We start from the raw sequence: 14,000 nt of genomic DNA on the forward strand, positions 1-14,000 counted from the left end.
ATTATGACCGCACGAGCTCCTTCGAATCTTCCAAACGGACGGAAACAAGCTTTGAGACGCCCGATTCTTGCATCGTGACGCCGTACAGCACGTCCGCTTCTTCCATCGTCCCTTTTCGATGGGTGATGACGATAAACTGCGTGTCGCGGCTGAACCGTTTTAAATATTGGGCATACCGTTGCACGTTCGCTTCATCAAGCGCCGCTTCGACTTCATCAAGGACGCAAAACGGCACCGGACGCACCTTTAAAATCGAAAACAAGAGGGCGATCGCCGTCAGCGCCCGTTCACCGCCGGAAAGCAAGCTTAAATGTTGCAGCTTTTTCCCCGGAGGCTGAGCGACGATGTCGATCCCGGTTTCGAGAAGATCCGTCGGGTCGGTCAGCCGCAAATCGGCGCGCCCGCCGCCGAACAGCTCGCCAAATACCTCGCCAAAATGGGCCCGGATTTGTTCAAACGTCGCGAAAAATCGTTTTTTCATTTCATCGTCCATTTCATCAATGACTTGGTGGAGCGTCGCCTTCGCCTCTTCCAAATCGGTTTTTTGCTCGCTTAAAAAGCGGTGCCGTTCGGAAACTCGTTCGTATTCATCGATCGCCCCCAAGTTGACGGTGCCGAGCTCCTCCATGGCGCGCTTGATCAGCTTCACCCGCTTGCGCGCCTCATCGGCGCCGATCTCAAGCGGATAGGTGGAGCGGGCCGCTTCAAACGACAGCCCGTACTCTTCGCGCAGACGGGCAAGCAAGTTCTCCAGCTCCACATCAAGCCGGTTCAATTTTACTTCTTCGTCTTTCACGACATCGGCGAGCTGTTTATGCTGCCGCTTCGTCTCTTTCCATTCCTGTTCCAAATGTTCAAGACGGCGTTGGAAATCGAGCCGCTGTTCGCGACGGCTCGCGATCAGCTCCAATGTCTTTTGCTTGTCCTCAAGCTTTTGCTGTCGCAGCTGCTCAATCTCTTCCTCGTTCCATTCCGGCGCCTCCATTTCCGCATCCAAAGCGGCTCGTTCGCGCTCTGCTTCTTTGAGCCCACGGATCGTTTCGGCAAGCTCCGCTTCCCATTCTTCCACTTTCCGGCGTGCATGTTTCACGCGCTCTTTCGTTTCCGCCAAGGCGATTTTTTGCTCCGTGATCGCTGCCTGGAGCGCCTCTTTCGTCGTTTGCTCCGTCTGTTTTTGCGCCTGCAGCCGACTGATGTCGTCATCGATCGCCTGCAATTTCTCGGCAAGCTGCTCAAGCTGCCTGTCAATGGCGCCGAGGCGGCGGTTCAGTTCTGCCATTTCGCGCTCATCGTTCGCCTTTTCTTCATCATACAAAGCGAGCCGCTCGTCGATCCGTTTTTTCTGCCATTCGAGCTCGCGTTGCTCGTCCTTTTGTCTTTGCAGGGCCTCCCGAAGCGCCGCAACCTCTTCTTGCAGCGCGGCCGCCTGCGCTTCCTGCTCCGCCAGCTCGTGTCGTTTTGCGGCAACAGCCCGCTCAAGCCGAGCGATCGTTTCATCCATTTCCTGCAGTTTGGCCGAAAGCGTCTCAAGCTCGCGGTTTCGACTTAATAGCGACGCGGTCTTTTTCGCCGCCCCGCCGCCGGTCATCGCCCCGCCGGGGCTGACGATATCGCCGTCCAGCGTCACGAGACGATAACGGTACTGAAGAAGCTTGGCCAGCTCATTCGCGCCTTTTAAATCGGCTGTTACGATGACATGGCCGAGCAAATGGTCGATCGCCGCCCTATAGGCGCGGTCGTATTCGACGAGCTCGCTCGCAATGCCGACAAACGCCGGATGGCGGTCAATCGCCGCCCGCTCCCGTTCGGAAAGCGCACGCGCTTTTATGACGTCAAGCGGCAAAAACGTCGCGCGCCCGTAGCCGTTCGTTTTCAAATAGTGAATCGCTTGCCGCGCCGCCTGTTCGCTGTCAACGACGATATGCTGCATCGCCCCGCCAAGCGCCGTTTCAATCGCCGTCTCATAGTGGTCCGGCACGCGAATGAGCTCAACAATGGCGCCATGAATGCCGGGCAGAAGGTCGCGCGCCTTTAATACTTCCTTTACTCCTTGAACAAAACCGGAATAATCATGTTGCATCTCTTCCAACCATTGCTTTCGCGCTTTCGTTTGCTGCCGGTATTGGCGCGCCTGATGCAGCAACGCTTCATGCTGCTCGAGCTCCGTTTTTTGCGCTTCGAGCGCCGCGGCGAGAGCGGCTTGTCTGTTATGCGCTTCCGCCAGCGCCTGTTCGAGGCGGGTCTGCTCGGCCCATAAGGCCGCCCGCTTCTGCTCGAGCTGTTCACGTTCGGCGAGATGGCGGCGGTTCGCTTCATCGAGCGCCGTCCGTTTGGCATGCAGCTTGCTGATGGCCTGCTCCACATGTGCGCGTTCGTTTTTCAACGCCGCTTGTTCATGAACAAGGTCGATGTAATCACCTTTTCGCCGCTCGATTTCTTCTTCAATGTCGGCTTCATGCGCCGAAAACAAAGCCTGTTTTTCTTTCAGCTCCCGCTCGAGCGCTGCGGCGCCCGCCTCAAGCCGGGCGAGTTCCTCCCGCTCGGCATGCAGCTGCTCCGTCAAGCGGCGCCGTTTCGCAGCCAGTGCAGCCGTTATGTCGTCCAGCTGCGCTTTTCGCCTCGCGGCATGCTTTTTTCTCTCTTTCAATACTTCTTTCCGCCCTTCGAGCTTCTCAAGCTCTTCGCTGGCTAAAAGCAGCACTTGCTGCAAACCGTCGATCGATTCGTCAATGGCGGTCATTTGATCGCGCAGCTGTTCGATTTGGGCTTCCATTTTCTGCAACGCCGCCGCCAGCGCCACTTCGTCCCGCTGGTGCCCATCAAGCGCTTCCTTCCACTCATTCCATTGCCCGCGCAGCTGCTCGATGTCGTGAACCATCAGCGCCACTTCAAATCGCTCGAGCTCTTCGCGTTTTTCCAAAAACTCTTTGGCGAGCGACGCCTGCATGCGGAGCGGCTCAAGCTGCTGTTCGAGCTCGTGCAAAATATCGTTGACGCGGTGCAAGTTGTCTTGCGTTTCCGCTAGCTTCGCCTCCGCCTTTTTTTTCCGCAGCTTGTACTTCAACACGCCGGCCGCTTCTTCAAAAATCGTGCGCCGCTCTTCCGGTTTGCTGCTTAAAATCTCTTCGACCCGGCCTTGGCCGATGATCGAAAACGCCTCCTTGCCGAGCCCGGAATCGAGAAACAAATCGACGATGTCTTTCAAACGGCACGGCTGGCGGTTGATGAAAAACTCGCTCTCCCCCGAGCGATAGACGCGCCGGGTCACGCTCACTTCCTGGTACTCAAGCGGCAAAAAGCCGTCTTCATTGTCGAGTGTGATCGTCACTTCAGCCACATTGAGCGGCTTGCGCGATTCGCTGCCGGCGAAAATAACGTCTTCCATTTTCGCCCCGCGCAACGATTTGGCTGATTGCTCACCGAGCACCCAGCGAATCGCATCGGTAATGTTGCTTTTGCCGCTCCCGTTCGGACCGACGACCGCCGTCACACCAGGAACAAACTCGATCGATACACGGTCGGCGAACGATTTAAAGCCGATCACATCCAATCGTTTCAGGAACATGGTATGACGCCTCACCATCTTTCCACTGTGATCCACCACAAACACCCCGGAGCCCTTTTGGGAAACCGAGACGTTCGATCTTTTCATCCTACCATATGAGCTATCGAAAAAAACACCTTTCTTCCCTCGCTCAAGGCGCGCATGTTCATCGAAACACCCATGAGCAGCGTTTGCCCTCCATCTCTTCGCACGTTCACAGAAAAAAGACTGACGTAACAGCGCCAGCCTTCACTGCTGATCGGCAGCCCGCAACGTTTCGAGCGCCATTTGCGCCGCATGCTGTTCGGCTTCCTTTTTCGAGCGGCCGACGCCGATGCCAAGCTCTTGGCCGTTTAACGCTACGCGGGCGACAAACTCCTTGTTGTGGGCCGGACCTTTTTCCTCCAAAATGGCGTATTCAAGCGTTCCGCTGCCGTCCCGCTGCACCAATTCCTGCAGCTGGCTTTTAAAATCCATCACATGAGAAAAAGCACCTTCATCAATTTTCGGAAACATCGTTTTCTCCAAAAAGCGGATGACCGCGTCCATTCCTTGGTCCAAATACAAAGCGCCGATGAACGCCTCAAAGACGTCTGCTAAGAGCGCCGGACGCGTCCGCCCGCCGGTCAGCTCCTCGCCTTTGCCGAGCAAGACGAGCTCGCCGAACGACAGGGCGTTGGCAAATTTCACAAGCGACGGCTCGCAGACGATGGCCGCCCTCAGCTTCGTCAATTGCCCCTCGCTCATATGGGGGAACTTTTGAAATAAATATTGAGAAACGGTCAGCTCCAGCACGGCATCGCCTAAAAACTCAAGCCGTTCATTGTCTTCGTGAAGCCGCCGCCGATGCTCATTCACATACGATGAATGGGTGAACGCTTGAATCAACAGCTTTTCGTTTCGAAAGGTGATGCCGATTTTGTTTTGCAGCTCTTGAAACTTCGCCCGCCTCTTTTCATGGATGCGCTCTTGATCTTTTTGTTTTGACATAAAAATGCCCTCCGACTTCGTTCCAGAACAAAATGGCCGTGTCTTCTTCTATTATATCCGTTCTCCGGTCCGCTACGCGAGCGGGAATCGTGCGCTTTTTCCGCAAGACCCGCCGAGCATCCCTGAAAAAGCAGAGAAAGCCCCGTTCGAAGCAACGGGACTTTGCAAAAAAGCGGCATTACAGACGACTTTTTATGTAGTTCACAGCGTCTCCGACTGTGACGATTTTTTCCGCCTCTTCATCGGAAATTTCCATGTTGAATTCGTCTTCAAGTTCCATGACGAGTTCGACGATGTCGAGCGAGTCAGCGCCCAGGTCGTCCTTAAACGACGCCTCGAGCGTCACTTGCGATTCGTCAACCCCCAGCCGGTCAACGATGATTTTCGTTACACGTTCCAATACATCGGCCATTGCGTTCACCTCCCTTCATGATTATAGTCGATTGGCAGAAAAAATACTAGCGCTGTTTTTCTTACGGCATCACCATGCCGCCGTCAACATGAAGCGTCTGTCCGGTCATGTAGCTCGCGGCGTCGGAAGCGAGGAAAGCGACGACGCGGGCGACATCATCCGGCTCGCCAAAGCGGGCGAGCGGAATTTGCTTTAACATTTCCGCCTTCAGCTCCGGGCTGAGCGCTTCGGTCATATCGGTCGTAATGAATCCTGGTGCGACGGCGTTAACGGTGATGTTGCGGCTGGCGAGTTCGCGCGCCGCCGTCTTCGTCAACCCGATGACGCCGGCCTTGGCGGCGACATAGTTCGCCTGCCCCGGATTGCCGATCACGCCGACGACCGAAGCAATGTTGACGATCCGCCCATAGCGCTGCTTCATCATCGGGCGCGTTGCCGCCTTCGTACAAAGAAATACCCCTTTTAAATTCGTGTTAATCACGGCATCCCATTCTTCTTCTTTCATCCGCATCAATAAATTGTCGCGTGTAATGCCGGCGTTGTTGACCAAAATATCGAGGCGGCCAAAATGGTCCATCGTCGTTTTCACCATGCGCTCCACATCTTCAGCGCGGGCGACGTCCGCCTGCACGGCGATCGCTTCGCGGCCGAGCGAGCGGATGGCCTCGACAACTTCATTCGCTTTCGCCTCGCTGCCGGCGTAATTGACGGCAACGTTCGCCCCTTGGCGGGCAAGCTCCAAAGCGACCGCCCGGCCAATGCCGCGCGATGCTCCGGTGACGAGCGCCATTTTTCCTTCAAGCATCGCTTTATTCCCCTTTCAGCGCCGCAACGGCCGCTTCGAAGGAAGCAAGATCGTTCACCGCATAAACGCGGGCGTTGCGGTCGATTTTTTTCACAAGGCCGGACAACACTTTTCCCGGACCGATTTCAACAAACGTGTCGACGCCAAGCGAAAGAAGCGTGCGCACCGATTGCTCCCAACGCACTGGCGAGTACAGTTGTTCAATGAGAAGGCGGGCAATGTCCTCTTTTTTCGTCACCGGCTCAGCCGTCACATTGGCGACGACCGGAATGACCGCGTCACGAATCACCAAACTGTCCAGAACCGCTTTCAGTTTTTCCGCCGCCGGCTTCATGAGAGCGGAGTGGAACGGACCGCTCACCTCAAGCGGAATAACGCGTTTGGCGCCGCGTTCTTTCAAAAGCTGCGCCGCTTTTTCCACTCCGGCTTTCGAGCCGGAGATGACAATTTGCCCTGGGCAGTTGAAGTTGGCCGGCTCGACCGGATCGCCTTGGGCGGCGATTTCATTTGTCACTGCTTCAAGCGCATCAGCGTCCATCCCAAGCACCGCCGCCATCGTCCCTTCACCGGCCGGCACCGCTTCATCCATCAGCTCACCGCGGCGGCGCACCGCATAGACGGCATCGGCAAACGACATGGCGCCGGCGGCGACAAGCGCCGTATATTCGCCTAAGCTGTGGCCGGCGACATAGTCCGCTTTCAGCCCAGCGCCGTCGACAAGCTGGAGCAAGGCGATGCTGGCGGTCAAAAGCGCCGGCTGGGCGTTGTATGTCAACGTCAGCTCTTCTTGCGGTCCGTTGAACATGAGCTTGGAAAGCGCGAATCCAAGCCGCTTGTCAGCCTCCGCGATGACGGCGCGGGCGCGGTCGTCATGCTCGGCAGCGTCTTTCGCCATGCCAACCGTCTGCGATCCTTGGCCAGGAAATAAAAAGGCGATTTTCCCCATTTTGGATTCCTCCTTTACCGATTATGCCTGTTCCAGCTCCGCTCTGATCGTGCCGATGACATCATGAACCACCATCTCTCGCGCCTGACGGATGGCGTGGAAGATGGCGTTCGCATTGGACGACCCGTGCGCTTTAATGACCGGAGCATTTAAGCCAAACAGCGCCGCGCCGCCATACTCCGAGTAGTCCATCATCTTTTTCAGCCCGGCAAGCTTTGGCTTGAGGACGGCGGCGGCCAACTTCGCCGCGACACCGCTTGTCAGCGTCTGCTTGAGCAAGGAAAAGAGCGCCAGCGCCGTCCCTTCAATCGTTTTTAACGCAACATTGCCGGCAAAGCCGTCGGCGACGACAACATCAGCCACTCCCTCTAGCAGATCGCGCGCTTCGACATTGCCGATGAAATGAAGGTTCGTTTCCTTGAGCAAGGCAAACGCCCGTTTCGTTGTTTCGTTTCCTTTTTGGTCTTCCGTTCCGACATTCAGCAAGCCGATGCGCGGTTTTTCGACGCCGCGCACGTTCTTTGCGTACACATGCCCCATCAAAGCGTATTGCTGCAAATGTTCCGGCTTTGCATCGACGTTGGCGCCGACATCCAGAAAGACAAAGCCGCGCCCATCCAACGTCGGCAGCGTCGGGGCAAGCGCCGGGCGGTCGATGCCGGCTGCCCGCCCGACGACAAACAGTCCGGCGGCCATGAGCGCCCCGGTATTGCCGGCGGAAATGCACGCCTCGGCACGCCCTTCTTTCACTTCTTCCGCCATGCGCACCATCGACGAGTTCTTTTTGCGCCGCACCGCCCGCACCGGCTCATCATCTGCTTCGATCACTTCGTCGGTGTGGATGATCGAAATGCGCTCTTCCCCCGTCACATGCGGGCGAATTTTCGCTTCATCGCCAATCAGCGTAATCTCGATGTCAGGGAAATGAGCGGCGGCCATAAGCGCCCCGCGCACGATTTCGCCCGGGGCATGGTCTCCGCCCATGGCATCAACCGCGATATTCATGGCTGTCCCCATCCTTTTTCTCTATGTTGGAACGATACATTTCAAACGTACCAGAAAAGACGAGCTCCTGACCGACGTAGCTGTTCACCTCGACGATTGTGCGCCCGTGCGCCGTTTTTCCGGTCACTTTCGCTTTGGCTACGACCCGCTCCCCTTCTTTCACTTGACGCACAAAACGAATGGCCGCTTTCGCTGTCAGCGCCAGTTCATCATGGATGACAGCGACGGCAAGCGAGTTGGCCTGAGCGAACAAATGGTGGCCGCGGGCGATGCGGGTGCGCCGAAAGACGTGCTCCTCTTTCACATCGAAAATCGAAATGGCGCTCGCATCCGGCTCGATGTCAATAATGTCGCCGATCACTTCTTCAAGCGGCAACGCCCTCACTTTATCAGCGAACGACTGGCGGGCGACATTCTTGATGCGCTCACGCAGTTCGGGAATCGACAGCTCAAGCCGATCAAGGCGGATCGTCTGCACGCTGACCGAAAATTTTTCGGCGAGCTCTTCATCGGTGATAAACGGGTTTTCCCGGATCGTCTCCTGCAACAACCGTTGCCGTTCGCGTTTGCTTTTTCTCATTGATTCGTGACACCGTCCGATTTTATGACTAGGTACTAAAAGTAATATATAATATCAAAAAACGAAATGCAAGCACAAAAAATGAACAGCGCCACATGCTGTCGGCTGCTGTGGATCCGACGCCCCCTCGCCAAACGGCTTTCTGCTCCATCCTCGAGGCCCCCAAACGAAATAGTGGGACAGGCATCTCCTGCCTCCTCCGTCCGAGCAATGAAAATATAGGCTTCCACTGGCCAAAAAATCAATTGCCATAAAAAACAGCGGGGCGCGAATGCGCCGGCCGCCTCCTCCCTGTCTATTAATCTAGCTTTTCCCCGTCGAGTATGCCGGACGCTTCCAGCTCGGCGCGCAGCCCGGCGTACGCCTCATCGCGCCAAAACGCGGTCGAGGAAACGAGCTTGGCGGCATCGCGGCGAGCGACTTCCAAAATGCGGTAATCATGCACTGGATCGCCGTAGCGGAATTCCGGGAGCCCGCTTTGTTTTGTACCGAAAACATCGCCCGGACCGCGCAGCTCTAAATCTTTTTCGGCCAACACAAACCCATCGGCCGTTTCCGTCATGATGCGCATTCGTTCTTTGCCGACTTCCGATTTCGGGTCGGCGATCAAAATGCAGTACGACTGGGCGTCGCCGCGCCCGACCCGCCCGCGCAGCTGATGGAGCTGGGCGAGGCCAAACCGTTCGGCGTCGTAAATGACCATCACCGTCGCATTCGGTACATTCACGCCGACTTCAACGACCGTCGTCGAGACGAGCACATGGATGCGGTTTTCGCTGAACGCCCGCATGACGCGTTCTTTTTCGTCGGCCGACAGCCGGCCGTGCATCAAGCCGATCTCATAGTTCCCGCGATAATAATGGACAAGCTGGCTATGGACATCGATGGCGTTTTGCACATCCAATTTGTCCGACTCCTCAATGAGCGGACAGATGACATACGCCTGATGACCACGGCGCAATTCCTTTTCGATAAAATCGAGCACGCGGGAGAACTGATGATGCTTCACCCAATACGTCTCGACTTTTTTTCGTCCGGCCGGCATTTCATCGAGCACCGATACGTCCATGTCACCGAACGCTGTAATGGCGAGTGTGCGCGGAATCGGCGTCGCCGTCATCATCAATACATCTGGTGCATGCCCTTTCTCACGCAAAACGCGGCGCTGTTCGACGCCAAACCGGTGCTGCTCATCCGTAATCACGAGGCCGAGCCGGCGAAACTGCACTCCTTCTTGAATCAAGGCGTGCGTGCCTACGACGATATCAATTGTTCCTTCTTCCAGCTCGGAAAGCACCGCTTTGCGCTGCTTTCCCTTCACTGAGCTTGTCAAGAGCGCGATCGTCACATCCGTATCGGCAAACAGCTCGGTGAGCGAGCGGGCGTGCTGTTCAGCCAGAATTTCCGTCGGCACCATCAGCGCTCCTTGAAATCCGGACAAAGCAGCGGCGTAAAGAGCGACAGCAGCAACGACCGTCTTGCCAGAACCGACGTCGCCTTGCAAAAGCCGGTTCATTTGCCGCGGCGAGCGCATGTCCGCCAAAATTTCGCCGATGACACGGCGCTGGGCGTTCGTCAAGACAAACGGCAATCCGGAAAGAAAGGACGAAAGCCGCTCTTCAGAAAACGAATGAACGACGCCGCGCCGCTCATCGCGCATCAATCGACGGAGCGCCTGCATTTTCAGCTGGTACAACAAAAACTCCTCATAGATGAGCCGGCGCCGCGCTTGATGCAACTCTTCGCGCGTGCGCGGAAAATGAAGGGCGCGGAGCGCTTCTTGTTTGTCGACAAGGCGATAAGCGCGGCGCAAAGCGGGCGGCAGCAGGTCGGGGATGTGCTCGCCAAACTGTTCGAACGCCGCTTTCATCAACCGGCGCATCGTTTTCACCGTCAGCGGGCTGCGCACGGAGTAAACCGGCTCGATGCCGGTGGTCTCCGGAGCCGGTCCAAACCGAAGTTCGTAGGCGTTGATCGTTTGCCGATGCCGGTCCCATTTGCCGATCACCGTCACCGTCTCGTTCAGGGCGATTTTTTCCTTCAAATAGGGACGGTTGAAACAAACGACGGTGATCAAGTAGCGATCGGCCAGCATGCGGAAGGAAAGGCGCGATTTTTTCTTTCCGTAATACGTCAACAGCGGGGCGCTGTATACTTTTCCTTCCAATGTCACTTTTTCTTCATGGCGGACAGCGGCCAAATCTTTTTGTTCGTAATCATCATAGCGGTACGGGGCGTACGCAAGCAGGTCACCGACCGTCGCGATGCCGATGTCGGCAAGCGCCGCCGCCGTCTCTTCACCGATGCCTTTGACGGCCGTCACCGGCTGCTGCATCGCTTCGTTCACTTCGATGCCGCAGAAGCGCCGAAAATGCGAGCCGCAATGGCGCGGCCAGTCGGCGTCGCGGCCAACCCCCCTTGCGCCGTTTCTTTGAGCGCCACTGGCATGGCTGCACCGATGCGATACATCGCTTCAATCACTTCATCGCACGGGATGCGGCTTTTAATGCCGGCTAGCGCCATATCCGCAGCGATCATGGCGTTCGCCGCCCCCATCGCGTTCCGCTTGACGCACGGCACTTCGACCAGGCCAGCAACCGGGTCGCATACTAATCCCAACATATTTTTTAAGGCGATGGCCATCGCTTCGGCCGCTTGAGCAGGCGTCCCACCGGCCAGCTCAACCAGCGCCGCGGCGGCCATGCCAGCCGCCGACCCAACCTCGGCTTGACAGCCGCCGGCGGCGCCGGAAATCGAGGCGTTGTTGGCGACAATGTAGCCAAACGCCCCGGCTGTAAACAAAAACTCAATCATTTCCATTCTTGTCGGCCGCAGCTTCTCTTTCACGGCAAACAGCGTCCCCGGGACGACGCCGGCCGCCCCAGCCGTCGGCGTGGCGCAAATGACGCCCATCGCTGCGTTCACTTCGTTGGTCGCCATGGCTTTGCTGACGGCGTCTAAAATCGTCTCTCCGGACAAAAAACGGCCGCCCTCAATATAACGCTGCATCCGCACCGCATCTCCGCCTGTCAATCCGGAGCGGGACACAACCCCTTCGAGTCCCCTCTCGACGGCGCGCTCCATGACGGCTAGATGGTGATCCATTTGCGCGATCACCTCTTCCCGGCTTCGCCCGCTCACTTCCACTTCCTGACGAATCATCACTTCAGCGATTTTGATGCTGTCCTTTTCGGCCAACGCCACAAGTTCAGCCACATTGCGAAACATTTGATTCCCACCTGTCCTCTCTCCATCATGGCTTATCTTCTTCGATGCACATCAACATGAAACCGATTTCTTTTCAATCCGCAAGCTTCGCCACTTGAATGATGTTCGGCAGCTGCTCCAATTCTTGAATCAGATCATCGGTCAACGGCTGGTCAACTTCGATCGCCATGAGCGCCTCTTTCCCTTTCTCCTTGCGCGACACTTCCATATGGCCGATGTTGATTTTCTGTTTCGCCAACACCGAAGCCACCGCCCCGATCGTCCCGTACCGGTCGTTATGCATAATGAGCAGCGCCGGATGGTGGCCAGACAGCTTCAAGGCAAACCCATTCAATTCGACGATTTCGATTTTGCCGCCGCCGATCGAAATGCCGACGAGCTCAAGCTCGCCTTCGTCATCGCCAATCCGCAGGCGCGCCGTATTCGGATGATGCGGAATCGCCTCCTCAGCGGAAAACGTCACATCCACCCCTTCCGCTTGGGCGATCTCGAGCGCATTCGGAAGACGTTCATCGAACGTGTCAAATCCGAGCAACCCGGCGACAATGGCAACATCGGTGCCATGCCCTCGATACGTTTCAGCAAATGAGCCGTAAAACGAAATGCGCGCCCACGTCGGCTTTCGGCCAAACAACTTGCGCGCGACTAAACCGATGCGCACCGCCCCGGCCGTATGTGAGCTTGACGGCCCAACCATCACCGGGCCAATGATATCAAAGACGCTTTTGTATTTCATCTCCGCTATTCCTCCACAAAACTGAAATGAAGAAAAATAGAAGGGAATGCTCCCTTCTATTATTCTAACATATTATTCGACGGAAATGATGAATGGATACAGCGGCTGCTTTCCGTTATGCACTTCCACTTCGATCCCGTCATGTTTCGTTTCCAAATAGGCAACAACTGCTTCCACATCGATCTCCGTTGCGTCTTCGCCGTACAAAATGGTCACGATTTCGCTTTCTTCATCAATAAGCGCATCAAGCAGCCGCTTCGTTACGGTGAGTTTGTCTTTGTGAGCGGCAATAATGCGGTCATCCCATAACCCCATGTAATCGCCCTTTTCAATCTCGATGCCGTCAATCGTCGTATCGCGCACAGAAAACGTCACTTGCCCCGTTTTCACTCGCGAAAGCGCCGCCGTCATCGCCTGCTCATTTTGCTCGGCCGGTTGCGCCGGATTGAACGCCAAGAGCGCCGCCAGACCTTGTGGAACCGTTTTCGACGGGATGACGATCACCCGCTGTTCGGAAAGCTCCGCCGCTTGTTTGGCCGCCATTACAATGTTTTTGTTGTTTGGCAGCACAAACACCGTTTCCGCGTTGGCGAGGCGGATGGCGTCAGCGATTTCTTCCGTGCTCGGGTTCATCGTTTGCCCACCTTCAATGATGGCGTGAGCACCGATGCTCCGAAACAGTTCAGCCACGCCAGCGCCCATGGCGACGGCGACGATGCCGTACGGCTTTGCTTCCTCTTTGGCAACACCAGGAAGCGTCTTTGCCTCCTTGCCGACGATGTTGGCATGTTGTTCGCGCATGTTTTCAATTTTAATATTGATCAAGCTGCCGTAGCGTTGACCGTATGTCAGCACCTCACCCGGCGTTTCCGAATGGATGTGCACCTTAACAAGCTCGTCATCCGCGACAACAAGCAGCGAGTCGCCGAACTGGCTTAACTCGCGGCGGAACGTTTCTTCGGAAAACGGGTGCTCGGCCAGCTTGTCCGGTTCAAAGCGGACCATGAACTCCGTGCAGTAGCCGAATTCGATTTCATCGGTATGAATATGGCTTTGCGCGCTTTGATGGTGCACCATTTTCACTAAATCGTCCATCCGCGCCTCAGCGCGTGCGGCGCTCACGATTTCTCCTTTCAGAGCAGCAAGAAACCCTTCATAGATGTATACGAGCCCTTGACCGCCGCTGTCGACGACACCGACTTCCTTTAAGATCGGGAGCAATTCGGGTGTGCGCTTAAGCGCCGCTTTCGCCTCGGCGAGCGCCGCTTCCATCACAGCGATCACGTCGCGTTCTTTTTTTGCCACCTCCACCGCCTTGCGCGCCGCTTCTTTGGCAACGGTGAGGATCGTCCCCTCAACCGGCTTCATCACCGCCTTATAGGCTGTGTCCACCCCCGCCTGCAAAGCGGCGGCGAATTCGAAGCTGTTCACCGCTTGTTTGCCTTCGACTGCCTTGGCAAATCCGCGAAACAGCTGCGACAAAATGACGCCGGAATTGCCGCGCGCCCCCATCAACAGCCCTTTCGCCAGCGCCGCGGCGACGTTGCCGATATGGTCGGAGGCATTCGCCTTCACTTCTTTCGCCCCGGACGTCATCGACAAGTTCATGTTCGTTCCTGTATCGCCATCTGGAACCGGAAAGACGTTCAGCGCATCGACCGCCTTGGCGTTGTTCGCCAAATGGGCGGCCCCTTGCTGCACCATATCGGCAAATCGTCTTCCGTCAAGCGTCCTCATTGTCACCGGCTAACTCC

Annotated in this window: 11 protein-coding genes; all 11 read right to left on the reverse strand. The window is 56.5% G+C overall.

The window, feature by feature from the left end; genetic code table 11:
- Nucleotide 1: 1 nt before the first annotated feature.
- Nucleotides 2-3,565: a chromosome segregation protein SMC gene (gene smc / locus B9L19_RS12500; RefSeq protein WP_047753360.1), complete on the reverse strand. Its 3,564-nt coding sequence runs from the start codon at nucleotides 3,563-3,565 to the stop codon at nucleotides 2-4.
- Between the two features lie 228 nt (nucleotides 3,566-3,793).
- Entirely contained in the window at nucleotides 3,794-4,534 is a 741-nt protein-coding gene (rnc, locus tag B9L19_RS12510; RefSeq protein ID WP_025951061.1) for a ribonuclease III, read from the reverse strand.
- Between the two features lie 178 nt (nucleotides 4,535-4,712).
- On the reverse strand, nucleotides 4,713-4,946 hold the full coding sequence (locus B9L19_RS12515; RefSeq protein WP_011230691.1) for an acyl carrier protein: 234 nt from the start codon (nucleotides 4,944-4,946) through the stop codon (nucleotides 4,713-4,715).
- A gap of 61 nt (nucleotides 4,947-5,007) precedes the next feature.
- Nucleotides 5,008-5,751 (reverse strand): 3-oxoacyl-[acyl-carrier-protein] reductase, encoded by a 744-nt coding sequence (gene fabG, locus B9L19_RS12520; protein ID WP_025951060.1) that lies wholly within the window; start codon nucleotides 5,749-5,751, stop codon nucleotides 5,008-5,010.
- A gap of 4 nt (nucleotides 5,752-5,755) precedes the next feature.
- Complete coding sequence (fabD, locus tag B9L19_RS12525; RefSeq protein ID WP_025951059.1) at nucleotides 5,756-6,697, reverse strand: ACP S-malonyltransferase; 942 nt, start codon at nucleotides 6,695-6,697, stop codon at nucleotides 5,756-5,758.
- Between the two features lie 21 nt (nucleotides 6,698-6,718).
- Nucleotides 6,719-7,702, reverse strand: coding sequence for a phosphate acyltransferase PlsX (plsX, locus tag B9L19_RS12530; RefSeq protein WP_025951058.1), 984 nt, complete (start codon nucleotides 7,700-7,702; stop codon nucleotides 6,719-6,721).
- The gene (gene fapR / locus B9L19_RS12535) at nucleotides 7,686-8,282 is read right to left on the reverse strand and encodes a transcription factor FapR (RefSeq protein WP_025951057.1); all 597 of its coding nucleotides are present in this window, start codon (nucleotides 8,280-8,282) and stop codon (nucleotides 7,686-7,688) included. Before fapR ends, plsX begins: the two co-directional genes overlap by 17 nt.
- A 298-nt stretch (nucleotides 8,283-8,580) precedes the next feature.
- Nucleotides 8,581-10,629 (reverse strand): ATP-dependent DNA helicase RecG, encoded by a 2,049-nt coding sequence (recG, locus tag B9L19_RS12540; protein ID WP_025951056.1) that lies wholly within the window; start codon nucleotides 10,627-10,629, stop codon nucleotides 8,581-8,583.
- Complete coding sequence (sdaAA, locus tag B9L19_RS12545; RefSeq protein WP_011230685.1) at nucleotides 10,626-11,510, reverse strand: L-serine ammonia-lyase, iron-sulfur-dependent, subunit alpha; 885 nt, start codon at nucleotides 11,508-11,510, stop codon at nucleotides 10,626-10,628. The genes recG and sdaAA overlap by 4 nt, the downstream gene beginning before the upstream one ends.
- Before the next feature lie 73 nt (nucleotides 11,511-11,583).
- Nucleotides 11,584-12,246: an L-serine ammonia-lyase, iron-sulfur-dependent subunit beta gene (gene sdaAB, locus B9L19_RS12550; RefSeq protein WP_025951055.1), complete on the reverse strand. Its 663-nt coding sequence runs from the start codon at nucleotides 12,244-12,246 to the stop codon at nucleotides 11,584-11,586.
- Between the two features lie 72 nt (nucleotides 12,247-12,318).
- Nucleotides 12,319-13,989, reverse strand: coding sequence for a DAK2 domain-containing protein (locus B9L19_RS12555; RefSeq protein ID WP_025951054.1), 1,671 nt, complete (start codon nucleotides 13,987-13,989; stop codon nucleotides 12,319-12,321).
- Between the last annotated feature and the right edge of the window lie 11 nt (nucleotides 13,990-14,000).

The organism is Geobacillus thermocatenulatus (assembly GCF_002217655.1).
Lineage (GTDB): Bacteria > Bacillota > Bacilli > Bacillales > Anoxybacillaceae > Geobacillus > Geobacillus thermocatenulatus.